General features: G+C 74.7%; 5 protein-coding genes. All 5 read right to left on the bottom strand.

Annotation, left to right across the window (positions count from 1 at the left end):
- Nucleotides 1–8: 8 nt before the first annotated feature.
- From O7609_RS23060 to O7609_RS23040, 5 genes are read right to left on the bottom strand one after another with little or no spacing between them, the layout of a single operon-like run.
- On the bottom strand, nt 9–1,235 hold the full coding sequence (locus O7609_RS23060; protein WP_269735074.1) for an FAD-dependent oxidoreductase: 1,227 nt from the start codon (nt 1,233–1,235) through the stop codon (nt 9–11).
- Entirely contained in the window at nt 1,232–8,902 is a 7,671-nt protein-coding gene (locus tag O7609_RS23055) for a non-ribosomal peptide synthetase (protein WP_269744164.1), read from the bottom strand. The genes O7609_RS23060 and O7609_RS23055 overlap by 4 nt, the downstream gene beginning before the upstream one ends.
- The gene (locus O7609_RS23050) at nt 8,899–12,150 is read right to left on the bottom strand and encodes an amino acid adenylation domain-containing protein (protein ID WP_269744163.1); all 3,252 of its coding nucleotides are present in this window, start codon (nt 12,148–12,150) and stop codon (nt 8,899–8,901) included. The genes O7609_RS23055 and O7609_RS23050 overlap by 4 nt, the downstream gene beginning before the upstream one ends.
- Complete coding sequence (locus tag O7609_RS23045) at nt 12,147–19,826, bottom strand: non-ribosomal peptide synthetase/type I polyketide synthase (protein WP_269744162.1); 7,680 nt, start codon at nt 19,824–19,826, stop codon at nt 12,147–12,149. The genes O7609_RS23050 and O7609_RS23045 overlap by 4 nt, the downstream gene beginning before the upstream one ends.
- Nucleotides 19,823–26,008: a non-ribosomal peptide synthetase gene (locus O7609_RS23040; RefSeq protein ID WP_269744161.1), complete on the bottom strand. Its 6,186-nt coding sequence runs from the start codon at nt 26,006–26,008 to the stop codon at nt 19,823–19,825. Before O7609_RS23040 ends, O7609_RS23045 begins: the two co-directional genes overlap by 4 nt.
- Nucleotides 26,009–26,049 lie beyond the last annotated feature (41 nt).

Here is a 26,049-nt window from a genome sequence, read left to right as displayed (position 1 = left end):
GGGTCCTCTCAGCGGTGTGCGGACGGCGGAAGGTCCCGGGCGGGCGGGCCCGGGAAGGGGGCGGGCAGCCGCGGCGGGCGCTGCAGGCCGCGCCACATCTCCTCCTGGCCGCGGCGGGCGAGGAGACGGGTGAGCCGTACGAACAGCGGCCGCAGCAGCGGATGGTCGACCCGGGGCGCGCCCCCGACCTTGAAGACGCACCCGCGCACCCAGCCGACGCGCTCCTGGCGGGCGCGCTCGTAGGAGCGCAGGGCGGAGACCGGGTCGTCCGGGGCCGCGGCCAGCTCGCGGGCGAGGACGGCCGCGTCCTCGATCGCCTGGCACGCGCCCTGGCCGAGCACAGTCGGCATGGCGTGTGCGGCGTCCCCGAGCAGGGTGAAGCGCCCCTGGCCCCAGGTGTCGCGCCACCGGCGGTAGTACAGGTCGGTGCGGATGATCCGGTCCTCGGGAGTACCGGCGACGAAGGCGCACGGTGGTCCCGCGAAGCCCTCGATCAGCCCGAGCGCCCGTTCGCGCAGGGTACCCGGCTCGTCCCGGCCGCCGGCCGGGGCGAAGTGGCCCACGGTCCACGCCACGCGGTCCCGCCCGACGTGCCAGGCGCCGCCGTTGACGCCGCCGGGGCCCTGGAAGAAGTGGACGGTCTCCGGGGGGACCCCGCCACTGGTGTCGCTGACGCCTCGGTAGGTGGTGACCCCGCTGTAGACGGGTTCGGTGTCGCCGGGCAACTGCGCGGCCGTCCGGGAGCGGATGCCGTCGGCGCCGATCAGCAGGTCGCCCTCGGCCTCGCTGCCGCCGTCCAGCAGCAGCCGGACGCGGTCGCCCTCGTCTCGGTGGCCGGTGACCGTGCGGCCGAAGACGATGTCGGCCCCGGCGGCCTCACAGGCCTCCAGCAGCGTGCGCACCAGGTCGCCCCGCGCGAGGGTGACGCCGGGGCTTGCGCCGGGCGCCGTGTAGCTCTGCACGGGTATGCGGACCATCGGGACGTTGCGCTCGGACACGACCTGCCCGCGCTCGATGCGGGTGCCGCTCGCCGCCAGGCGCTCGTCGAGGCCGAGGCGGGAGAGGACGGTGGTGGCGTTGCTCCAGACGTTCAGCCCGGTACCGCCGGTCTCGATGCCTCGGCCGCTCCTGCGCTCGTAGATCCGGACCGGGAAGCCGTACCGGCGCAGGGCCAGGGCCGCGGTCAGCCCGCCGACACCGGCACCGGCGATCAGGACGGTGGGACGTTCGGTCATGCGGTGCCTTTCGGGGAGGGCGGGGGGAGGAACCCGCTGGCGGTCAGCGCGCGCAGGTAGCGTTCCAGCAGGGCCGCGTCCACCCTCGCGGGGCGGAGCCCGCCGGACGCCCGGCGGGTGTTGGTCGTGTCGAACACGGGTTCGCGCAGGCCGTTGCGGTCGTCCTCGACCCGCTTGCCGAACAGCGAGAGGGTGGGCCCGAGGCCGCTGCCGGGGTGGGCTTCCGCATGGCGTCGGCAGGTCTCGTACCACGCGTCGTAGGGCAGGCGGCGCACCGGGTGTCCGGCCCGGTCCAGCGCCTCAACGACGGTGTCGAAGCCGAGCCGTTCCGCGCCGGCGAACTGGTAGGTGCCGCCCAGGTGTTCACGCCCGCGGGCGGCGCGGGCGATGACGGCGGCGATGTGGTCCACGGGGACGATGTCGGTGCTGAAGGCGAGCTCGGGCACCGAACCGATCACCGCACAGGCGCGCAGCACGTGGCAGAACACGTCGTCGGTGCGCCAGGCTCCGCTCGCGCTGTCCCCGGCGATGCGGCCGGGGCGGTAGACCGAGACCGGCACCCCGCGCTCCCGCGCCAGCGCGACGATCTTCTCGGCCACCCACTTGCTCTGGTTGTAGCCGTTGTCGGCGGACGGGGGCACGGCCGGCAGTTCGTCCTCGTACGCGAGGGGATCGCCCTCGCCCCGCAGGGAGAACACCGAGAGGGTGGAGACGTGGTGGACGGGCTTGACCCGCCCGGTGCAGGCCAGCCGCAGGATCTCGCGGACGCCGCCTACGTTGGCCTCGCGCAGGGCCGCGTAGGGCTGGCCGAAGTTGACGCTGGCGCCGCAGTGGTGGATCTCGTCCACGTCTGCGGCCAGTTCGGCGAAGGCCTCCTGCCCCAGGCCCAGCGCGGGCCGGGAAAAGTCTCCCGGAAGAGCCCGTGCCCGGGCGCGGGCACGCCCGTCCCACAGGCCCAGGCCGCGCAGGTGCTCCTCCAGCCGGGCGGAGGCGTGCTCCGGAGACTCGGCGCGGACCAGGCACAGCACCCGGGCCGAGGTGGTCTCCAGCAGGGCTCTCAGGAGGAACGCGCCGAGGAAGCCGGTTGCGCCGGTGAGCAGGATGACCCGGGGATCCCCGTTCCAGGTCCAGTCACCGGTGACCCGCACGGCGGGATCGAGGGTGACGTCGACGGCCGGGTCCGGGGCGTGGTGGCCGTCCGCGCCGCCGCCCACCGCCTCGGCCACCGCACGGGGGGTGGGTCGCTCGAAGAGCAGGCGCAGGGGCACGCGGGCTTCCGGCCACGTGTCTCTGACCAGGGCGTGCAGCCGGGAGAGGGAGAGGGAATTGCCGCCGAGGGCGAAGAAGTCGTCGTGTACTCCGACCCGCTCGGCCCCGAGCACCCGCGTGAAGAGGGCGCACAGCCGTTCCTCGGTGGGGTTGGCCGGCGCCACGTGTCCCTCGTCGGCGACCGTGCCGCCGGCGACGGGTGCGGGCAGCGCCGTCCGGTCCACCTTGCCGCTGGGGGTCAGCGGGAACGCGGCGAGGAGCACGAGGTGTGCCGGGACCATGTAGGCGGGCAGGTGTTCGCGGGCCAGGGCGCGCAGTTCGCCGGCCAGCCGGGCTTCTCCCGCCGCGTCGGCCGGGGCGGCGGACGGGTGGGGGACGACGTAGGCGACCAGCGCCCGGTCGCCCGGCGGGTCCTCGCGGACGGCGACCAGGACGTCCCCGACGGACCGGTGGCCGCGCAGCACCGCCTCGACCTCGCCCGGCTCGATACGGAAGCCGCGGATCTTGGTCTGCGCGTCCTGGCGGCCCAGGTACTCCAGCTCGCCGGTCGGCAGATAGCGCACGAGGTCGCCGGTGCGGTAGACGCGCCGGGCCGGATCGTCGGGGTGCCAGGGGTCGGGGAGGAACCGTTCCGCGGTGAGTTCCGGCCTGCCGAGATACCCGCGGCCCACGCCCGCCCCGCCGATCCGCAGCTCGCCGGTGGCGCCGACGGGCACCGGCCGCCCGTCGGCGTCGGTGACGGAGAGCCGGGCGTTGGGCACGGGGCGCCCGAGCGGTGGGTGGCGGTCTCCGGTCAGGGCCCCGGAGAGCGTGGCGTAGACGGCGGCCTCGGTGGGGCCGTAGGCGTTGACCAGCCGCACGTGCGGCGCCCACCGGGCCGCGACGGCGGCGGAGCAGTCCTCTCCCCCGGAGACGACGGTGCGCAGCGAGGGCGTGTCGGCGGGGTCGAGGTGGGCCAGGAGCGAGGGCGGCAGCAGGGCGACCGTCACGTTGTGGTCGCGGACGGTGTCGACGACGCCGAGGCCGGCCGCGGCGTCGTCCGCCGGGGGCAGCACGAGGGCGCCGCCGCCGAGGAGGGCCATCGTCCACTCCCACACCGAGGCGTCGAAGCTGGTGGAGGCGAAGGCCAGCACGCGGTCGTCCGGCCCGGCCGGTATCAGGTCCCGGCTGAGGTGGAGGCCGGCCACGCCCCGGTGGGTCACCATGGCGCCCTTGGGGCGGCCGGTGGAGCCGGAGGTGTAGATGACGTACGCCAGGTCGTCGGGACGGGCGAGCGGTTCGAGGTCCGCGCCGTCCTCGTCCCCGGGACGGGGGTCGTCGCGGTGGTCGCGGTCGAGGAGCACGACGTGGCGGTGCGGCGTGCCGGGAAGGTCGCCGAGGCGTTCGCGCACGTCCTGCTGGGTGAGCAGGACCGGTGCGGCGCTGTCGGCCAGCATGAACCGCACCCGCTCCGGCGGGTAGCCGGGGTCGACCGGCACGTACGCGCCGCCCGCCTTCAGCACCCCCAGGATGCCGGTGTAGGTGTCGGCCGAGCGGTGGGCGCAGAGCGCGACCAGGGTGCCGGGGCCGACTCCGAGGGCACGCAGCCGGCGGGCGAGCCGGTTGGCGCGGGCGTTGAGCCGCCCGTAGCCGATCTCCCCGTCGGGGCAGACCAGGGCGGTGGCGTCCGGGTGCTCGCGTACCCGCTCCTCGAACAGCACGTGCGCCGGTACCTCGGGCAGGGGGCGCCGGGGGCCCCGGCCCCAGCGTTCGAGGTCCGCGCGGTCGGCGGCGCGGGTGGCGGGCAGCTCGGACAGCCTCCGTCCGGGTTCGGCGGCCACGGCGTCGAGGATCTCGCCCAGGTGGTCGAGCAGGCGGTCGGCGGTGGCGGCGTCGAAGAGGTCGGTGTTGTACTCCAGGGTGGCCTGCCAGGTGCCGCCGCGCGGCACGACCTCCAGCACCAGGTCGAACTTGGAGGTTCCCGGGGAGACGTCCAGCGGGCGGACGTCCGCACCGCCCATGCGGACCTCGGGGATGTCGATGTTGCCGAAGGAGAGCACGGCCTGCACGAGCGGGGTGCGGGACAGGTCACGGGAGGTCCCCACCTCGTCGACGAGACGCTCGAAGGGGACGTCCGCGTGGGCGTAGGCGTCCAGGCAGGTGCGCCGGACCCGGGCGAGCAGCTCGGTGAAGGCGGGATCGCCTTCCAGGTCGGTGCGCAGGACCAGGGTGTTGACGAAGAACCCGATCAGGTGCTCCAGCTCGGGCCGGTCCCGGCCGGCCACCGGGGAGCCCACGGCGACGTCCTTCTGCCCGCCGTAGCGGGACAGCAGCACGGTGAAGGCCGCGAGGAGGACCATGAAGAGGGTGGCGTCGCCGCGCCGGCCGGCCTCCTCCAGGGCGCGCACCAGCTCGGTCGGCAGCTCCTTGGTGCGCCGGGCGCCGCGGAAGGTCTGGACGGCCGGACGCGGCCGGTCGGTGGGCAGGTCGAGTGCGGGAAGGCCGCGCAGGCGCTCCCTCCAGTGGGCGAGTTGCCCGGCGGCCTCCGGGCCGTCCAGGCGGTCGCGCTGCCAGGCCGCGTGGTCGCCGTACTGCACCGGCAGGTGCGGCAGGTCCGGTTCCGCACCCTCCCGCAGCGCGCCGTAGGCGGCCACCAGCTCGCGGACGAAGACAGCGACGGACCAGCGGTCGCACACGGAGTGGTGGAAGACGACGGAGAGGACGTGCCGTTCCGGCGCCGTGCGCAGCAGCGTCACCCGCACGAGGGGTGGGCGGCCGAGGTCGAAAGGCGTGGAGGCCGCCTCGCGCAGGACGTCCTCGCGTTCGGCGGCGCGCTTGTCCTCGGGCAGGGCCGTCAGGTCGAGCACCTCGACGGGCACGCGTGCCGCGGGTGCCACGGCCTGGAAGAGCTCACCGTCCACTTCCACGAGGGCGGTGCGCAGCGTCTCGTGGCGCCGCACCAGGAGGTCCACGGCCTCTCGCAGGACGTCGGCGTCCAGGGGGCCGTCCAGTTCCACCCGGCCGGGCATCAGGTAGGCGCGGGCGCTGTCCGGGTCGAGCCGGTGCAGGAACCACAGCCGCTTCTGGCCGGCTGAGGCGGGCAGCAGGTGGTGACCCCGGTGGGGGCCGTCGGCCTCGGGGCGGCGCGGCAGTGCCTCCGGTCCCGCGCCCGGCTCCGCCCCCGCGGCGGCCGGGCCGTCGAGTACGTCGGCGAGCTCGGCCACGGTCCGGTGGTCGAACAGCAGCCGGACGGGGATCTTGCGGCCGCGCTCCTTACCCAGCCGGCCCACCGCCCGCGCCGCGAGCAGCGAGTGTCCGCCGAGAGTGAAGAAGTCGTCGTGCGCCCCGACGCTCTCCCGCCCCAGGACCTCGGCCCACACCGCGGCCACGCGCCGTTCCGTCTCCGTGCGGGGCTCGGTGAAGCTCCGCGTGCGGTCGCGGGACGCGGCTCCCGGGACGGGCAGGGCGGCGCGGTCGACCTTGCCGTTGGGGGTGCGGGGGAACTCGGGCAGGACGACGACGGCCGCCGGAACCATGTAGTCCGGAAGGCGTTCGCGAGCCGCCTCCCGCAGCTCCTCCGCCAGGACGCCGACGTCGTCGGGCGCGTGTTCGGGCACGGCGTAGCCGACGAGTCGCCGGTCTCCCGGGGTGTCCTCGCGGACGAGGACGACGGCGTCGCGCACGGCGCGGTGCTCGCGCAGCACCGCGGCGATCTCGCCCAGTTCCACGCGGAAGCCGCGGACCTTCACCTGGGAGTCCGCCCGGCCGACGAACTCCAGTACGCCGTCGGGCCGGTAACGGACGAGGTCGCCGGTGCGGTAGACGCGGCCGTAGCGGTCCGCGCCCCGCGGGTCGGCGACGAAGTGCCGTTCCGTCAGCTCCGGCTTCCCGTGGTAACCGCGGGCCACGCCCGGGCCGCCGATGGTCAGCTCGCCGGGCACGCCCAGGGGCGCCGGACGGCCGTCGGGGCCCAGGACGCGGAAGCGGGTGTTGGGCAGGGGACGGCCGAGCGGCACCGGGTTCTCGCCTTCGGCGTAGCGGTGGCAGGCCGCCCACACCGTGGTCTCGGTCGGCCCGTACACCTGCCAGACCTCGACCCCGGCCCGGCTCATCCGCCGGGCCAGTTCCGCGGACAGCGGTTCGGCGCCGCACAGGCCCCGGAACCGTCCGCGGGCCCGCCAGCCCGTGTCCAGCAGGAGTTGCCAGGCGGCCGGCGTCGCCTGCCAGTAGGTGGCGCCGGTGGCGTCCATCCGGGCGGCGAGCCGGTCGCCGTCGACCGCGTCGGCCCGGGGTATCAACGCGATGGCCGCACCCGTGCTCAGCGGCAGGAAGAAGTCCAGCACGGACATGTCGAAGGCGTGGGTGATGGTGGCGGCCACGATGTCGTGCTCGCTCAGGCCGGGCTCGCGGCGCATGGAGTCCAGGAGGTTCGGCAGGCGCCCGTGGGGGACCATCACGCCCTTGGGGCGGCCGGTGGAGCCGGAGGTGTAGATGACGTAGGCGAGGTCCTCGGGTCCGCCCACGGTCTCGGGATACTCCGCGCTCTCGGCCGCGATGGCGGCTCGGTCCTTCTCTCCGTCCAGCAGGACGAGCCGGACGTCGTGTTCGGGCAGTCGGGCGGTCAGGCCCGTGTGAGCGACCAGGAGGCGCGCTTCGGAGTCGGCCAGCAGGTACCGGATGCGCTCGCTCGGGTAGTCGGGGTCGACGGGCACGTAGGCACCCCCGGACCTGAGCACGCCGAGCAGGGCGACCAGCAGGTCGGGGGTGCGCTCGGTGAACACGGCGACGCGGTCCCCGGGACGGACGCCGAGCCGCCGCAGGTGGTGGGCGAGGCGGTTCGCGCGCTCGTCGAGTTCGGTGTAGGTCAGGCGGGACTCGTCCAGGAAGACGGCGGTGCGCCCGCCGTCCCGCGCGGTCTGCTCCCGGACCATGTCGTGGAGGAGGACCTCGCGTACGGGTGCCGTCTCGCCGGTGCCCCAGTCCTCCAGCAGCCGCAGCTCGTCCGCGGGGAGGGCCGGCAGCTCGGAGAGCCGCCGGTGCGGCCCGGCGGCGGCCGCCTCCAGCAGCGTCCGCAGGTGGGCGAGCATCCGGTCCGCGGTGGCGGCGTCGAACAGGTCGGTGCTGTACTCCAGTTCGACGCGGAGACCGCCGTCTTCCCCGGACGCGTCCGTCTCCGGCAGGAACGTCAGGAAGAGGTCGAGTTTGGCGGTGCCGGGGTCGATCCGTACGGTCTCGGCCTCCAGACCGGGCATGCGCAGGTCGTCGCGCGGGGTGTTGCCCAGCATCAGCATGACCTGCACCAGCGCGCCCCGGGACAGGTCCCGCGGCGGGCGCAGTTCCTCGACCAGCCGCTCGAAGGGCACGTCCGGATGGGCGTAGGCCTCCAGGCAGGTCTCCCGGGCCCGGTCGACCAGTTCGCTGAACGCCGGGTCCCCGGAGACGTCGGTGCGCAGCACGAGGTTGTTGATGAAGACTCCGATCAGGTGCTCCAGCTCGGGCCGGTCCCGGCCCGCCACCGGAGAGCCGACGGGGATGTCCCGCTGTCCGGAGTAGCGGGACAGGAGCACCGAGAACCCCGCCAGCAGCACCATGAACAGGCTCGCGCCCCGCTGCCGGCCCAGCTCCCCCAGCTCCCGTACCAGCCGGGCGGGGAGTTCGGCCGTGCGGACCGCGCCGCGGAAGGACTGCACCGGCGGACGCGGCCGGTCGCAGGCGAGTTCCAGTACCGGCAGGTCCGCGAGCCGTCGGCGCCAGTAGGCGATCTGGCCGAGCAGTTCGCCGCTGTCCAGCCGCTCCCGCTGCCAGGCGGCGTAGTCGCCGTACTGGACGGGCAGTTCGGGAAGATGGGGCTCGGCGCCGTCGGCGTGGGCCGTGTAGCAGGCGGCGAGTTCGCGCACCAGGACGGCCCCGGACCACATGTCGCCGATGCCGTGGTGGAACGTCACCACGAGCACGTGGTCCTCGGGCGCGAGCCGGTACACGACGACGCGGGCCAGGGGTGCGGTGTCCAGGCGGAAGGGGCGGGAGACCTCGTCCTCCAGCAGCTTCCGCAGTGCGGCCTCCGGCTCGGCCGTGCTGGACAGGTCGGTCACCGCGACCGGCAGCCGACCGCTGGTGTGCACGAGCTGTACCGGTTCGCCGTCCTGCTCGGCGAAAGACGTGCGCAGGGTCTCGTGCCGCCTCACGAGGGTGTCCGCGGAACGCTGCAGAAGCGCGGTGTCCAGGGGGCCGCGCAGGCGGGCCGCTCCGTGCCCGAGGTAGGCGGCGGCGCTGGCGGGGGCGAGCTGGGACAGGAACCACAGCCTCCGCTGCGCGAAGGACGTGGGAAGGACGTAGTAATCCTCTTCGGCCTCTTCCGGCGGGGCCGGCGTCCCCGGACCGGGTCCGCGGTGGGTGCCGCCCGGCTGTTCGATGGTCACGAGCGCTCCTTCCGGGAGGCCGGGCGGCGGGCCGGTGTGCGGGGCCGGGCGACGAGGGCGGGGCCCTCGGCGGCGGGGGCGGCCCGTGTCTCGCGCAGGGCCTCGGCGAGCGCGGAGAGCACCGGCTGGTCGAAGAGGGTCCGCACGCGGACCTCCCGGTCCAGCGCGGCTCGGAGCCTCCCTGCGACCCGGGTGGCCAGGAGGGAGTGCCCGCCCAGGGCGAAGAAGTCGTCGTGGGCGCCGACCCGGTCCACGCCGAGGACCTCGGCCCACACCCGGGCGATCTCGGTCTCCAGCTCGTCGCGCGGGGCGGTGTACTCCCCGGCGGCGTCCGGGCGGCGCCCGTCCGGTGCGGGCAGGGCGCGGCGGTCCACCTTCCCGTTGGCGGTCAGCGGAAGCTCGTCCAGGACGACGACGGCCGAGGGCGCCATGTACTCCGGCAGGCGGTCCCGGGCCAGGGCGCGCAGCCCGGCGTCGAGCTCCTCTCCCCCGGCGCCGTCCCCGGACGGCACGGCGTACGCGACCAGGCGCACGTCGCCGGGACCCTGCTCCCGGGCGGTCACCAGCACCTCCCGGACTCCCGGGTGCTCGCTCAGCGCGGCGGCCACCTCTCCGGGTTCCACGCGGAAGCCGCGTATCTTGACCTGGTCGTCGGCCCGGCCGAGCACCTCCAGCGTGCCGTCGTCGAGCAGGCGGGCCAGGTCCCCGGAGCGGTACATCCGCGAGCCGTCGCCGGCGAAGGGGTCGTCGAGGAAGCGCTCGGCGGTCTGCTCGGGCAGTCCCCGGTAGCCGCGCGCCACGCCCGGTCCCGAGACGTGGATCTCGCCGCACACGCCCGGCGGTACGGGCCGTCCGTGCGGGTCGAGCAGGTGGATGCGCAGGTCGGGCAGGGGGCGTCCGATGCAGCTGCGGACACCCGAGTCGACGTCCGCCGCCGTGACGCGGTGGAAGGTCGCGTGGACCGTGATCTCGGTGATCCCGTACATGTTGACCAGGCGCGGCTCGGCGTCGCCGAAGCGCTCGATCCACGGCGCGAGCGAGGGCACGTCGAGGTACTCGCCGGCGAAGATCACGTAGCGCAGTGGCGGCTGCTCGCCCTCGTGGTCCAGCGCGTGCCGCGCGTAGGGGCGGAACGCCGAGGGCGTCTGGCTGAACACCGTGACCCCTTCGCGCCCGAGCAGGGCGTGCAGGGCCTCGGGCGAGCGCGCGGTGTCGCGGTCCACGACCACCAGTCGCCCTCCGGTGGCGAAGGCGCCCCAGGTCTCGAAGACCGAGACGTCGAAGGCGTAGGAGTGGAACATGCTCCACACGTCGTCGGGGCCGACCTCGAAGAGGGTCTCGGCTCCGCGCACCAGGCGGACGACATGGGCGTGGGTCAGCTCCACGCCCTTGGGGCGACCGGTGGAGCCGGAGGTGAACAGGACGTAGGCCAGGTTCTCCGGGGCGGCGCCGGACTCGGGTGCCGAGGCATCGAGCGCGGCGATCTCCCCGGCGTCGCGGTCGAGGTCCACCACGGGCCCGGTGTCCGCCGGCACGCGGTCGGACGCCGCCGCGTGGGTGACCAGGATGCGGGCCCCGGCGTCGCCGAGGACCTGGGCCATCCGCGCGGCGGGCTGCGCGAGGTCCAGGGGGACGTAGGCGGCACCGGACTTGAGGACGCCGAGGATGGCCACGAGTTGGTCGGCCGAGCGCTCCAGGCACAGGCCGACGCGCTCCTCCGGCGCGGCCCCGAGCTCCTGGAGCCGGCGGGCGAGCCGGTTGGCGCGCTCGTCCAGCTCCCGGTAGGTGAGGCGGTCGCCGCCGCAGACGAGGGCGGTGGCGTCGGGTGTGCGCGCGGCCTGATCGGCGAAGATCTCGTGCAGGCAGGGCGCGTCGGGGATCCGCCGCGGTTCGTGACCGCCGCTCAGCAGCCGGATCCGCTCCTCGGGGGCGTAGGGCTCGATGTCGCCCAGCCGCCCGCCGGGGGCGGCCGCCATCTGGGCCAGGAACTCGTGGAAGTGGGCCGTCAGCCGTTCGGCCGCCGGTTCGGCGAAGCGCCGCCGGTCGTGGACGAGCCGGGGCGGCAGGCCCTCCTGGGGGAACACCACCATGGTGAGGGGGTAGTGCGGGCGGCCGTCGTAGGCGAAGTCGACGATCTCCAGGCCGTACAGGGCCATCTCGGGCGCGGGGGTGTTCTCGAAGGCGAGGTCGGTCTCGAACAGCGGCACGCCGCCGCCGGGGAGCCCCGCCCACCGGTGGAAGAGGTGCAGGGGCACGTCCGCGAACTCGCGCGCCTCGGTCATCTCGTCCTGGAGCTGTCGCAGCCAGGGCAGCAGGGGGCGCTCCGGGTCGATGCGGGCGCGCACCGGAGTCGTGGTGATCATCGGCCCGACGATCGTCCCTGCGCCGGGCAGGTCGGCCGGGCGGTGGGTGGAGGTCGCGCCGCTGATGACGTCGGCCCGTCCGGTGTAGCGGGACAGGAGCATCATCCACGCACCCTGGACGAGGGTGTTGAGGGTGAGGCGGTTGTCACGGGCCAGCGAATCCAGGTCACGTACCAGGGAGCCGAGCGAGCGGTCGGGGACGAACGCGTGGCTGGGACCGTCGTCGCCGGGCGGCCGCGGGCCGATCTCCAGGGCCCCGGGTGGCTCGTAGCCCGACAGCGTCCGGCGCCAGAACTCCTCGGCCTTGCCCAGGTCCCGTCCCTTCCACCAGGCCACGTAGTCGCGGTAGGGCCGGGTCGGGGCCAGTGAGGGCGCCGCCCCCCGGGCCCGGGCGGCGTAGCTCTCGGCGAACTCCTGGAGGACCAGGCCGAAGGACCAGCCGTCCATGACCAGGTGCGGGAAGCTCCAGAAGAGCCGGTGGAGGTCGTCGCCGAGGCGGACGAGGGCCACCCGCATCAGCGGGGGTCGGCGCAGGTCGAAGCCCCTGCGACGGTGCTCGGCCGTGAACTCCCGGTACCGACGGTCCTGTTCCTCCTCCGGCAGGCCGCGCCAGTCGACCTCCTCGACGCGCAGTTCGGCGTGGCGGTGGACCGCCTGGAGGGACTTGCCGACCTCCTCCCAGTGGAACCCCGTGCGCAGGATGGGGTGCCGGTCGACCACGTCCTGCCAGGCCCTGCGGAAGGCCTCGCGGTCCGGAGTGCCGCGCAGGGTGAAGGTGAGCTGCTCCACGTACACGCCGGACTCGGGCGCGAAGAGGCTGTGGAAGAGCATGCCCTCCTGGATGGGCGCCAGCTCGTAGACGTCCTGGAGCGTGTCAGGCTTCATCGGGTCTCCTCGGCGTGTGCCTGCGTGCTGTCCGGGTCGGGGCCGTCACCGCCGTCGGCGCCGAACGCGTCGACGAACGCGGTCAGCTCGTCCGCGTCGAGGCCCGACAGCGGGAAGTCGCTGGGGCTGAGCGATCCGGCTCCTGGCGTGCGGCAGTGGTCGGCGATGCGCCGCAGCGCGTCGACGAGGGCGTCCACGAGGCGTGGCAGGCCGTCGGGCGGCGTCTCGCCGGAGCGGCAGGCGACGGTCAGGGACAGCCGGGCTTGCGTGATCTGGGTGGTGACGGCGAGGGGGTGGCCGCCCTCGGTGACGGGCGGGTGGAGCGGGGCGAGCGCCCCGGCGGGCGCCGTCATGGTCCCCAGGTGCCGCAGCAGGACTCCGGCGTCCTCGGCGGTCCGCTCCGGCGGCGCGGCACGGCAGGCTTCCTTGGCCGCGACCAGGGCCGCCCCCGGCTCCGTCGCCGCGTCCAGGTCCACGGACCGCAGGACGGCCAGGCTGCCGACCGCGCGGGCGTCGCCGGCGTGCGCCGAGTCCGCGGTCCGCGGGTCGTGCTCGAGGTCCGCGCGGACCGCGTCCGGGGTCTCCAGGACGCCGAGGGCGAGGGTGAGCGCGGCGGCCAGGGTCTCGGCCGCGGTGAGCCGGTAGGCGGCGGCGGTTCCGTCGAGGAGGTCCGCCGTCTCCTGCGGGGTCAGTTCGGCCCCGAGCCGGTGAAGCGTGTCCCCCTCCCCGAGGGCGAGCGGAGCCGGGGCGTGAGAGGCCCGCCCGGGGTCCGGACCGCTCGCGTCGGTGCGAAGGGCCGGGGCGCCGGCCGACCCCGTCAAGCGGCGCAGGGCGTCGGGGTCCTCCGCGTCACACGCGGCTTCCTCGCCCCGGGCGGCCCGGTCGGCGGCGTGGGCGAGGTCCGCGAGCAGCGCCGGCCACGAGGGGCCGTCCACGGCGGCCTCGTGCACCAGCCACAGCAGGCGGCGGGTTCCGGTGCCGAGATCGAACAGGGCCGCCTTGGTGACGGGGCCGCGCACCGGGCACAGCTCCTCGCGCATCTCCGCGGCCATCTGCTCCAGCGCCGCCTCCCGCCCGGCCTCGGGCAGGGAGCCCAGGTCGATCAGTGGCACGGAGGTCTCCCCGGCCGTCTCCTCGCCGTCGGCGGGTGCGGTGCGCCGGGCCCAGCCGTCCTCCTGTTCGACGAGACGCGTGCGCAGGGCGGGGCGCGCCGCGACCACGGCCGCCAGCGCGGCTTCCAGGGCGGCGGGTTCGAGGTCCTGCCCGACCGTCAGTTCGGCGCGGTGGACACTGCGCGGCGCCACGTCGGCGGCCAGGAGCTGGGCCTGCCGCGGTGTGAGGGCGGCGGTCGTGCCGGTTCCGCCGAGGTCGGTGCCCCGGGCTTCCAGCAGGGCGGCCAGGTCCGCGATGGTGTCCTGCTGGAACAGGTCGGCGGCGCTGAACTCCAGCCCCTCGGCCGTGGCGCGGGAGACGACCTGGATGCCCATGATCGAGTTGCCGCCGACGGAGAAGAAGTTGTCCCTCGGACCGATGCCGGGCGTGCCCACGACCTCCGCGACGATCTCGGCGAGCCGGACGGCCAGGGGGCCGGCCTCCCCGCCGCCGCCGGCCGTGGCGGCGGTGGGATCGGGCAGCGCGGAGCGGTCGACCTTGCCGTTGGAGCTGAGCGGCAGCCGGTCCAGGACCACGAAGGCCGCCGGGACCATGTAGGCGGGCAGGACGCCCTCGGCGAGCGCGCGGACGTCGTCCGCCAGGTCCTGGTCGCCCTCCGGGGTGCGTTCGGCGCCGGGCGTGCCCGGGACGACGTAGGCGACGAGCCGGCGGTTGTGCCGGTCGCCGGGCGCCGCCACGGCCGCTTCCCGCACACCGTCGTGGCGCAGCAGCGCCGCCTCGATCTCGCCCAGTTCGATCCGGAAGCCGCCCACCTTCACCTGGAAGTCCTCGCGTCCGAGGAATTCGATGGTGCCGTCCGGCCGCCTGCGGCCGAGGTCGCCGGTGCGGTAGAGGCGCTCACCGGTGGCGGGGTGGGTGACGAAGGACGCGGCGGTGCGCTCCTCGTCGCGCCAGTAGCCCTCGGCGACGCCGACGCCGCCGATGTACAGCTCGCCGACGGCCCACACGGGGCAGGGCCGCATGCCCGCGTCGAGGACGTGGAAGGTCTGGTTGCGCAGGGGCGTGCCGTACGGGACGGAGTCCCACTCCGGGTCGGACGCCACGGCGGGGTCGATCGGGTGGAAGATCGACCACACGGCGGCCTCGGTGGCCCCGCCGAGGCTGACGGGCCGCAGGTCCGGAACCAGTTCGCGCAGCCGGGCGGGCAGGTCGAGGGGGATCCAGTCGCCGGAGAGCAGGGCCAGGCGCAGCGGCGGCGGACCGTCGCCGCGCTCCGTCCCGGACAGGTGCTCGACGTACATCTGCATCAGCGCGGGCACGGAGTTCCACAGGGTGACGCCGTGCCGGCGCACCAGCTCGTCCCAGTGCCCGGGGTCGCGGCTGGTGCCGGGGCGTGGCAGCACGAGCCGGCCGCCCGCGCCGAGGACGCCGAAGACGTCGTAGACCGAGAGGTCGAAGCTGAGCGAGGACAGGCCGAGCACGGCGTCCCGCTCCCCCACCCCGAAGCGCTCGTTGACGTCGACGAGGGTGTTCAGGGCGGCCCGGTGGGAGAGGACCACGCCCTTGGGTTCACCGGTGGACCCGGAGGTGAAGATGACGTAGGCGAGGTCGGCCGGGGTCTGGACGGTCTCGGGCGGGGTGCCGTCGGCACCGGGTGCGTCGCCGGGGTCGGCGTCGAGGTCGACCTCGATCGCGCGGACGCCCTCGGGCCAGTCGCGCTCCGGTCCGCCGGGGCGCGTCAGCACCAGCCTGACCTGGCCGCGTTCGCACAGGTGGTCCTGGCGCTCGGCGGGCAGGTCGGGGTCGACGGGCAGGTAGGCGCCGCCCGCGAGCTGCACGGCCAGGGCCGCGGTGACCTGCTCGCAGCCCTTCTCCATGGCCACGGCGACCAGGCGGCCCGGCCCGGTGCCCAGGGCGCGCAGCCGGTGGGCCAGGACGCAGGCGTGCCGACGCAGCTGGCCGAACGTCAGATCCCGGTCGGAGGCCACCACCGCGGTGCGGTCGGGGTGGCGCGCGGCACGCTCCATCAGCGGCCCGTACAGCAGCCCCTCGGGCACGGGGCCCTCGGTGGAGTTGACGGCCTCGATCAGCTCCCGCTGGTCCGCGGGCAGGGGGCACGGGGCCGTGGCCCGCCAGGCGTCGTCGGAGTCGGCCAGCTTCTCCACCAGGACGCGGAAGGCGTCGAAGACCGACTCCATCACCCCGTCGGGGAACAGCTGCCGCACCCAGTGCCAGCTGAGCTGGACGCCCTCGGCGGTCTCCATCACCGCGAAGTCCAGCCACACCTGCGGGGTCTGGGCGATCTCGTGGAGGACGGAGCCGAGCCAGCCGAAGATCGAGGCGTCCTCGGCCTCGTTCTCCTGGACGAGGGTGCTGGTGAACACGACGGGCATGACCGAGCCGCTGGTGCCGCCGCGCACACGCGCCATCTCCCGCAGGATTTCCACGCCGTTGAGATAGCGGTGCTCCAGGTCCTCCCAGCTCTGCCGCTGCAGCGCGGCGGCGAGGTCGGCGAAGCCGGGGCCGTCGGCGAGGTCGACCGGCAGCAGGTCGAACGAGGCGAACTCGCCGGCCAGGTCGCGCACGTCCTCGTGCACCGGGAGGCGGTTGATGACGGTGACGTTGAGGGTGAAGCGGGGTTCGCGGGCCCAGGTTCCCAGGGCGGCCGCGTAGGCGGCGAGCAGCGCCGCCGAGGGGGTCACCCCGGCCGCCGCGGCGCGCTCCTTGAAGCGGTTCCAGGCCCCGGTGGGCACGACCGCGTCGCGGGCGGTGAACTCGGGCTCGGTGAGAGCGGCGGGATTGAGGGCCAGGGGCAGATCGGGCCCCGGCGGCAGGTCGGCCACCCGGTCGCGCCAGTAGCTCAGGGAGCGCTCGTACAGGGCCGTGCGACGGACCTCCTCGGACGCCAGCACGTAGTCGCGGTAGGAGATGCGCAGGGGGCGTATCTCCTCCTCGCGGCCCTGGTAGTACCGGCGCCAGTCCCGCACCAGCAGACGGATGCTGCCGATGTCGGCGATGAGCAGGTCGAAGCTGAGGTGCAGACGGGTGCGGCCGCCGGCGAGCAGGGTGACGCGGATGTCGAACAGCGGCCAGCGGTCGGCGGGCCGGATCTCGTGCGAGAGCTCGGCGCGCAGGTCGGCCAGGGCACGGTCGCTCTCCGGGGCAGCGGCGTCCCGCAGGTCCAGCACCGCGAAGCGGTAGGGGCCGGTGTCGGGCAGGATCCGTTGACGCCCGTCGTCGTCGATGACGGCCCGGAGCATGTCGTGCCGGTCGACGACCTTCTGCCAGGCGCTCTCCAGCCGGTGGACGTCGACCTCCTCGTCGAGGTCCACCTCCCAGTAGACGTGCGCGGCGACCCCGCCGCCCTGGAAGCTGCCCATGCGGCCGATCCACTGGGCCTGCTGCATCTCCGAGAGCGGGAACGGCTCGTGGAGGTTCGCGGGGTCGGGCACGGCGGCGGGCAACTGTTCGCCGTCCGCTCGCGGATCGGTGGCCTTCTCGGGGGTGTCGCCGCCCAGCAGGGCGGTCAGACCGGCGATGGTCGGGTCGGCCAGCAGGTCGCGGAGCGCGACGGCCGTGCCGAGGTCGGCCTTGATCCGCTCGGCCACGCGGGCGGCGAGCAGCGAGTGCCCGCCCAGTTCCATGAAGTTGTCGTGGATGCCGACGGGTGCGACGCCCAGCAGTTCCTGCCAGATGGCCGCGAGCCGCCGCTCACGGTCGTCACGCGGCTCGGTGTAGGGCGTCGTCAGGGGCGGACGCGGGTCGAGGTCACCGGAGAGGGAGAGGGGCGCGGCGGTGTCCGCGGTCTCCTGCTCGGGCGCCTCGACCTCGTACGGCCCCGCGGCACGCTCGCCGGTGCCGGCCGGCTCGATCCAGTAGCGGCGCCGCTCGAAGGGGTGGGTGGGCAGGGCGATGCGGTCGCCGGTGCCGCCCTGGACGCGTTCCCAGTCCAGCTCGGCGCCGGCCAGCCAGAGCCGTCCCAGCGCCTCGGTGAACCGCAGGGCCTCGTCCCGGACGCCGTCCTCCGTGCGGGCGGGCGGCAGGCAGGAGACGGCGGTGGCGCCCCGGCCGCGGGCGGCGGGCCGGGCCATGGCGGACAGCACCGTCCCGGGGCCGGCCTCGACCAGCACGGTCGGGCCCTGCTCGGTCACCAGGCGGATCCCGTCGCCGAAGCGCACCGGCTCCCGGACGTGGCGGGCCCAGTGCCCGGGGTCCGTGGCCTCGGCCGCCGTCGCCCAGGTCCCGGTGCGGTTGGCGGCGTACGGCACCACCGGCTCGTGGAGGTCGAGGCCGGAGACGACGGCGGCGAACTCCTCCAGCATCGGCTCGACCATCGCCGAGTGGAAGGCGTGCGAGGTGTGCAGCTCCCGCCCGGTGATCTGCTGGTCGGCCAGCTGCCGGGCGAAGGCGTCGAGTTCCGCGGAGGGGCCGGAGACCACGCACAGCTCCGGGCCGTTGACGGCGGCCAGCGACAGATCGGCGGGCAGCATCGCGCACACCCGGTCCTCGGGCAGGGCCACCGAGAGCATGCCGCCGGGGGGAAGGGCCTGCATGAGCCGGCCGCGGACGGCGACCAGGTGCAGCGCGTCGCGCAGCGACATCACGCCCGCGCGGCAGGCGGCGACGATCTCGCCGACGCTGTGCCCGATCAGCGCGTCCGGCCGCACCCCGAGGCTGTCGAGCAGCTCGGCGAGGGCGTAGGAGACGGTGAAGAGGGCCGGCTGTGCCAGGGCGGTGTCGCGCAGCCGGGCCGCCGCCTCGTGGAGGTCGGCTCCGGGCCCGGGGAGGATCAGCTCCCGCAGGTCCAGGCCGAGTTCGTCGGCCAGGGTCTCGGAGCAGAGGTCGATCTGCTCGCGGAAGACGGGTTCGCTCCGGTAGAGGCCGGCGCCCATGCCCGGGTGCTGGCTGCCCTGGCCGGGGAACATCAGGACCACCCGGGGCACTTCGGATGCGCGGCTGGTGGCCACCCGCTCCGCGTCACGGTCCCGCAGGGCGCGGGCCGCGTCGGCGGCGTCGCGGGTCACGACCAGCCGGCGGTGGGGGTGGGCGGCGCGCCCGCGCTGGAGGGTGGTCGCGGCGGCGGCGGGGTCGCGGCCCGCCTCGCCGTCGAGGGCCGTGGCCAGTTCGTCGGTGGCCCTCTCCAGTGCGCCGGGGGTGCGGGCGGACAGCGGCAGGAGGTACAGATCGCGGGTGAGGGGCCGGGCCGGCGGCAGGGATGGGGCCTCTTCCAGAACGGCGTGGGCGTTGGTGCCGCCCATCCCGAACGAGCTGACGCCGATACGGCGCGGTACCGCGTCGGTCTTCCACTCGGTCGGCTCGGTGACGATGTGGAAGGGCCCGGAGTCCAGGTCGAGTCGCGGGTTGGGGCGCTCGAAGTGGAGCGACGGCGCGAGTTCACGGTGCCTGAGCTGGAGCACGGTCTTGATCAGACCGGTGATGCCCGCCGCCTCCGCGAGGTGGCCGACGTTGGACTTCACCGACCCGATGGCGCAGGAGGAGGCCCCGCCGGCCGACCGGCCCATGGCCCGGGCGAGCGCGGTGATCTCGATCGGGTCGCCGAGCGGGGTGGCCGTGCCGTGGGCCTCGATGGCGGTGACCGTGTCGGGGTCGACGTCCGCCACCCCCAGCGCGGTGGCGATGACGCGGGCCTGGCCGTCGACGCCGGGGGCCGTGTAACCGATCTTCGCCGCGCCGTCGTTGTTGACCGCCGTTCCCCTGATCACCGCGTCGACGCGGTCGCGGTCGGCGATGGCGTCGGCGAGCCGCTTGAGCACGACCACCCCGACGCCGCTGCCGAACATGGTGCCGCTGCCGGAGGCGTCGAAGGGCCGGGTGTGCCCGTCCTCGGAGAAGATCATCCCTTCGCGGTGGAGGTAACCGCGTCCCTGGGGCACCCGCACCGAGGCCCCGCCCACGAGGGCGACGTCGCAGTCGTAGGCCAGCAGCCCCTGCGTGGCCAGGTGCAGCGCCACGAGCGAGGAGGAGCACGCGGTCTGCACCGCCACCGCCGGGCCGTTCAGGTCCAGCCGGTAGCTGACCCGGCTGGCGAGGTAGTCCTTGTCGTTGGTGACGAGCAGTTCGAGCGTCTCGGCGACGTCCGAGAAACCGGCGCGGCCCGCCAGGAGGTTGGAGACGAGATAGGTCGACAGGCTGCTGCCCGCGTAGATGCCGATCGCCCCGGGGACGGCGGAGGGTACGCAGCCCGCGTCCTCCAGCGCGGTGTGGGCGGTCTCCAGCAGCAGCCGCTGCTGCGGGTCGAGCAGGGCCGCCTCGCGGGCGTTGTAGCCGAAGAACGCCGCGTCGAAGAGCTCCACGCCTTCCAGGAGGGAACCGGCCTTGACGTAGGCGGGGTCGGCGAGGAGTTCGGCGGGCACTCCCCTGGCGAGCAGTTCCTCGTCCTCGAAGAAGGTCACCGACTCCACACCGTGGCGCAGGTTGTCCCAGAACTCGCCGACGTTGGACGCGCCGGGGAACCGGCCGGCCATGCCGATGACGGCGATCTCCCCGCCGTCGAGCACGCCGGCCGCGGCGTCGCTGGGTTCGTTGAACCGGGGGGTTGTCATGCGTGAGGACCTTCCTGGTGCGGCGTCGGCGCCTGGGGCGGCATCGGACGGCGGCCGGGTGTGCGGCGGTTCGCGGCACGGCGCAGCTGGGCGCGGTCGCGTCCCTCCCGGGCCGCCTCGGTGGTGTCGCCGCCGCCGTCGAGGAACTCCGCGAGGCGGCGCACCGTGGTGTGCTCGAAGAGGCTCAGCAGCGGGAAGGTGCGGCCGAGCGCCGCGCTCAGCTCCCGGTGGACCTGGACGACCCGCACGGACGTGGCGCCCAGGTCGAAGAAGTTGTCGGTGACCCCGATCGAGTCGATCCCCAGCGTCCGCTGGGCGACCTCCTGGACGGTGCGCTCCAGGTCGCCTTCGGCGGCCACGTACCCGCCGGTGCGCGGTGCCGCGCGCAGGGAGACCGCCAGCCTGCCGCGGTCCACCTTGCCGTTGCCCGTCAGCGGCAGCGCCTCCCGTTCGGTGACGGTGGCCGGAACCATGTAGGAGGGCAGGAGTGACGACAGGTGCGCGCGGAGCCGCTCGGGCAGCGATCCGCCGTCCGCGGGACCGGGGGCGGCGACCGGCTCGCCGGGCCCGGTGGGCTTCTGTTCGGGGCGCAGGCCTCCGACCAGTGCGTGCAGCACCTCGTGGCCGTCCTTGAGGCGCAGTGCGGCGCGCAGCGCGGGAGTGGAGCGGACCAGCCCCAGCTGGCACAGGCCCACGGCTCCCTCGGTCGCGGCGGTGTCGAGCAGCTGGGCCATCAGGCCGGCTTCCAGCAGGCAGAAGTCCCGGCTGCGGCGCCCGTAGAGCGGGTCGATCGCCTCGCGGTCGGCGACGAGGAAGACGGAGAACGCCGATCCGGCGAACGTGGCCCGGTTGGCCTCGACGTGAACGTCCTGCGGCAGCCGCGCCCCGGGCTCGACGGAGACCAGTTCCCGCGTGGCCGGGTCGGCGTAGTACGTACCGCCCGTCAGGCCCTCCACGCGGCCCTCGGCCACGTAGAGGTAGGTCTGGACGGGGTAGAGCGAGCCGGCCGAGGCGTAGGCGTACTTGGGGAAGGGTCCGTCCTCCCGGCTGCTCAGCGGCTCCAGCAGCCGGGCCAGTTCGGCCTGGGGCACCGGGCGGTCGTCGTAGCGGCGGTGGCTGGTGCGCGGGACCGCACCGCGGCCCTTGGTCCCCTCCGTGAGCGGCAGGCGGTGGCGCGGGCCGTCGAGATCGGTGCGGCGCCCGGCCCGGCGGGCCTTGAACTCCAGCCGCTCGACGGGGTCGGTGACCACCTCCCCCAGCTCCTCGGCGTCGTAGGCGTCCCGGCCGTCCTCGGCGCGGGAGGCCGCGGGCACGACGCAGGCGGCCAGTGTGCGGGAGTGCCGGTCGGTTCCGGTGGCGACCACGGCGGCCTCGGCGACCTCCGGGTGGCGGGTCAGCGCCGCCTCGATCTCGCCCAGTTCGACGCGGAAGCCGCCGATCTTCACCTGGAGGTCGTCACGGCCGAGGATCTCCAGGTTTCCGTCCGGCAGCCAGCGGCCCAGGTCCCCGGAGCGGTAGAGGCGTTCGCCGGAGCCGGGACGGGTGACGAAGGAGGCGGCGGTGCGCTCCTCGTCGCGCCAGTAGCCCTCGGCGAGGCCCGCTCCTCCGATGTACATCTCGCCGGGGACGCCGACCGGGCACGGCAGCATGCGGTCGTCGAGGACGTGGATGGTGTGGTTGCGCATCGGGCGGCCGTAGGGGATGGAGTCCCACCGCGGATCGACCTCGCCCAGCGGGTTGGCCACGCACCAGATCGCCGTCTCGGTGGGTCCGCCCGAGGCCGTGACGAGGGCGCCCGGGGCCAGCGCCCTGATCCGGTCGGGGAGATCCACCGGTATCCAGTCGCCCGACAGCCACACCGAGCGCAGTCTCCTCAGCGCGGGGTGGGGTTCGCCGGCGGCGCCGGCGAGGTGCTCCACCAGCATCCGCAGCAGGGCGGGCACGGAGTTCCACAGGGTGACGCCGTGCTCGGCCGTCAGTTCCAGCCAGCGGCCGGGGTCGCGGGCGGCGTGCGGTTCGGGCAGCACCAGGGTTCCGCCCGCGCCCAGCACCCCGAACACGTCCCAGACCGACAGGTCGAAGCTGAGCGCGGACAGGCCGAGGGCCACGTCCCCGGGTCCCACACCGAGGCGTTCGCGCACGTCGACGAGGGTGTTGAGGGTGGCCCGGTGGGTCTGTACGACGCCCTTGGGCTCACCGGTCGAACCGGAGGTGAAGAGCACGTAGGCCGGGTCGGTGGGCTTCTGTACAGGGTCCAGGGGGCCGCCGTCCTCCGCGGGGGGCTCGTCGAGGTCCACGGGAACGGCGACGACGCCGGCCGGCAGGTCCGGCTGCGCGCCCGCGGGCACCAGCGCGAGGCGGACCAGACCCTGTTCGAGGATCGTGTGCCTGCGCCGCCGGGGAAGGTCCGGGTCGACCGGCAGGTAGGCGGCGCCCGAGAGCTGGGCGGCGACGGCGGCCACCACCTGCTCGGCGCTCTTGGGCAGGTGGACGGCGACGAGGTGGCCGGGGCCCGCGCCCAGGGCACGCAGCCTGCGCCCCAGTCGGCAGGCGTGCTCGTACAGCTCCCCGAACGCCAGGCGGCGGTCGGGGGCGATCACCGCGGTACGGGCGGGGTGCTCGCGGGCCTGGTCGGCGATGCCGGAGAAAAGGTGGCCCTCCGGCACGGGGCCGGCGGTGTCGTTGGCCTCCTCCGTCAGGGCCCGGTGGGCCGCCGGAAGGGGGTCGAACCCGCCGGGCGACCAGGCCTCCTCATCGTCCGCCAGCCGTCGCAGGAGGTCGCCGTAGGCGGTGAACATCTCCTCGACCATGCCCGCGGGGAAGCGGTCGGCCACGGCATCCCAGTTGTAGGACAGCACCCCCGCGTCCTCGAAGACCTGGTGGTCCAGGAGGACTTGCGGCGTCTGGGTGACCCCGGTCACCGTCTCGCCCAGCCAGCGTGTGCCCCACTCGCCCTGGGAGAACTCCTGGTCGCGTCCGTGCTCGCGGGTGCTGGCGAACACGATGGAGGCGAAGGCCGAGGCGGGCAGACCGCGGGTGCGGGAGATCTCGCGCATCACCTCCACGCCGCTGAAGTAGCGGTGCTCAAGGTCCTGCCACAGCCGGCGCTGGATCCGGGTGGCCAGGCCCGCGACGCCGTCGTCGGGCCGCAGGTCGACCTCCAGCAGCGTCACCGAGGTGAAGTCACCGAGGATGTCGTCGATCCGCTCGTGCAGCGGCCAGCGGCTGAACAGCGGGACGTCGACGGTGAAGTGACTGGTGGAGCTCCAGGTGCCGAGCACGGTGGCGTACGCGGCCAGCAGCAGGGCCGAGGGGGTCAGTCCCCGCTCCTGGGCGCGCTCGCGCAGGGTCCTCCAGCGTTCGGCGTCCAGACGCTCCTGGTGGCGCCGACGCACGGGAACGCGTGCCGCGGGACCTTCGGGCACCGGCAGCAGGGGAAGTTCGGGGCCCGGGGGCAGGGTCGGGACCCGCTCCAGCCAGTAGTCGCGCGAGGCCGCGTAGACCGTGGTCCGCTCGATCTGCTGCGCGGCGATCACGAAGTCGCGGAAGGAGACGTCGGGGGGCGGCGGCTGGGCGGCGGGGTCGGCGTAGAGGTCGCCCCATTCCAGGAAGAAGAGGCGCACACTCGCCACGTCGAAGGCCAGCAGGTCCAGGCTGATGTGGATCCGGTGGCGGTCTCCGCCCAGCGCGGTGGCGCGGATGTCGAACAGGGGCCAGGCGTCCAGGGGCAGGACCTGGTGGGTGAGTTCCTCGCGCACCGCCTCCAGGTACCGCCGCCTCTCCCCCTCGTCCGCTCCGCTCAGGTCGTGGCAGGGGATGCGTACCTCGGGCACCTCCTCGGCGGGCAGGATGCGCTGGTGCCCGTCCGCGCTGACGACGGCCCGCAGCATCTCCTGTCGCCGCACCAGGCGGTCCAGGGCCTCGCGCAGCCGCTCGACGTCGATGCCCTCGGTTTCCACCTCCAGATAGAGGTGGATGGAGGAACCGCCCAGGTCGTAGGCGGTACTGCGGCCGACGAGGTAGGCCTGCTGGATCTCGGTGAGCGGGAAGGGCTCGTACCGCTGGGCCGGGTTGGCCACGAGCTCGGGCCAGGGCGTCCCGCCGTCCCGGTCGCCGGCGTCCTCGGCTATCCGCGCGGCGAGGTCGGCGGCGGTCCCCCGCAGGAGGCCGGCGGTCGGCAGGGAGACCTTGAAGTCTCGTTCCAGGCCGTACCGGAGCGCGATGACGCGGAGGGACTCCAGGCCGAGTGCCACCAGGGGCGTGTCGTCGTCGATGGCGTCGGCGGGCTGCCCGGTGGCCGCCGCGAGCCGGCGGCGCACCTCGGACGCGGCCACGGGAACGCGCAGCCGGGCGGGGAGGGAGCCGAGCAGCGCGCGCAACGCCTCGCCCGCCTCGGACGTTTCGCCGTCGGGGAGGCCACCGGTCCCGGATCCGGTGGTGTGCAACACGGTCAATTCTCCGTCGGTGTACGCCTGGCGGCAGCCGGTGCGGCGCACCTTTCCGCTGTCGGTGTGGGCGATCTGCCCGGGCTCGACCAGCACGACCTCCGCCTCAACCTCGTGGTCGGAGGCGACGGCGCGCCGGATGCGCTCGGCGAGGCCGGCCGGTTCCGCGAGGCCGGCGGATTCCGGCGACGCGGAGTCCGGTACGGCCTGGACGACGACCAGGCGCTCGCCCTCCTCGTCGTCCACCGAGAAGGCGGCCACGGGCAGCGCCTTCAGCTCGGGTACGGCCGCGCGGGCGGATGCCTCGATGTCCTGGGGGTGGAGGTTGCGCCCCCGGATGATGACCAGTTCCCGCGAGCGTCCGCACAGGAAGACGCGGCCGTCGTGGCGGAAGGCGAGGTCGCCGCTGCGCAGCCACGTCCTCGACGACCCCTTCAAGCGTCCGGAGAAGGTCTGTTCGGTCTGCATCGGACGCTGCCAGTAGCCGTCGCAGACGGCGGGGCCGGCGACCCACACCTCGCCCACGCGGCCCGGTTCCGCCTCGGTGCCGGTCCCGGGGTCGACCACGAGCACCTCGGCGGAGGGCCCGGAGCGTCCGCACGCGGTCAGCACCCGGACCCGACCGCCGTCGCCCTCCCTCGCCACCCGGGCGCGGCCGCGTTCGAGTTCCGCGGCGTCGACCGTCAGGGTCCTGGGCCCGTGCTCGCCGAGGACGATCTGCATGGCCTCGGTGAGGCCGTAGGCGCAGAACAGCGCCTCGTCGCGGAAACCGGCCGGGGTGAAGGCGGCCGTGAACCTCTCCAGGGTGCGAGGCTGGATGCGCTCGCCGCCGACCAGCGCGGTGTGCCAGGAGGACAGGTCGAACGAGGAGACCCGTTCCTTCCCCACGGCCTCGACACACCGCTCGTAGGCGAAGTTGGGACCGCCGCCGAGCACCGGACCGGAGACGTCGCTGATCGCGCGCAGCCAGCGGCCCGGGTCGTCGACGAAGTCGTCGGGAGCCATGTAGACGGCCTCGCCCCCGGCGTACTGGGCCAGCAGGAGGTGACCGAGGCCCAGGGCGTGGTAGACCGGCATCCAGCTGACCACCGACGCTCCGTCGGGGAACCGGGTCAGGGCCCGGAAGTTCTCGATCTGGGCGGTGAGCGCCGCATGGTCGACGACCACGGCCTTGGGGCGTCCCGTGGAGCCGGAGGTGTACTGGAGCAGCACCGGGCCGTCCTGCGCGGCGTCGGCCGGCTGCCAGTCGGCGCCGTCCTCCTCCGGGAGGGTGTCCACCTCGACCCAGTGGGCATCCGGTCGCGCTCCTCCCCACGACGCTCTCAGGGCCGGCGCCAGCTCCGCCGTGGTGACGACCGCACCGGTCCCGGCGTCCTCGGCGATGCCCGCGATCCGGTCGGAGTCGTCTCCGGCGGAACGCGGTGGCGGGCAGGGGACCGCCGTCACCCCGGCGTACAGGCAGCCGTGGAGAGCGGCGGTGAAGTCGTGACCGGGTGGCAGGACCAGGAGCGCCGCCGCCCGTCCGGGCCCGAGCAGGCTCCGCAGGCGCGCGGCTACGGTCCGTGCCCTGGCGTCCAGTCGGCGCCGGGAGATCGCCGAACCGCGGTCGCCGGCGCGGTGGCCGGGGGGCAGGAAGCGGTACGCGGTGGCCTCCGGGTCGCGCCGCACGTGCTCCAGGACCGTCCCGAGGAAGGTGCGGGCGTCGGTTCCGGGCGGCCGGGTGGTGGGGTCGGTCATCCTGGCTGGCTCCTGTTCCTGCCGCGTCGGCGGCGACGGCA

This window comes from Streptomyces sp. WMMC1477, assembly GCF_027460245.1.
In the GTDB taxonomy this organism is placed as follows: domain Bacteria; phylum Actinomycetota; class Actinomycetes; order Streptomycetales; family Streptomycetaceae; genus Streptomyces.
This window is presented reverse-complemented; position numbering and strand designations above follow the sequence as displayed.

Excerpts from the sequence above, each read along its gene's own strand:
- O7609_RS23040 (WP_269744161.1), bottom strand. The coding sequence starts at position 26,008 with ATGACCGACCCCACCACCCGGCCGCCCGGAACCGACGCCCGCACCTTC.
- O7609_RS23060 (WP_269735074.1), bottom strand. The coding sequence starts at position 1,235 with ATGACCGAACGTCCCACCGTCCTGATCGCCGGTGCCGGTGTCGGCGGG.
- O7609_RS23045 (WP_269744162.1), bottom strand. The coding sequence starts at position 19,826 with ATGACAACCCCCCGGTTCAACGAACCCAGCGACGCCGCGGCCGGCGTG.
- O7609_RS23050 (WP_269744163.1), bottom strand. The coding sequence starts at position 12,150 with ATGAAGCCTGACACGCTCCAGGACGTCTACGAGCTGGCGCCCATCCAG.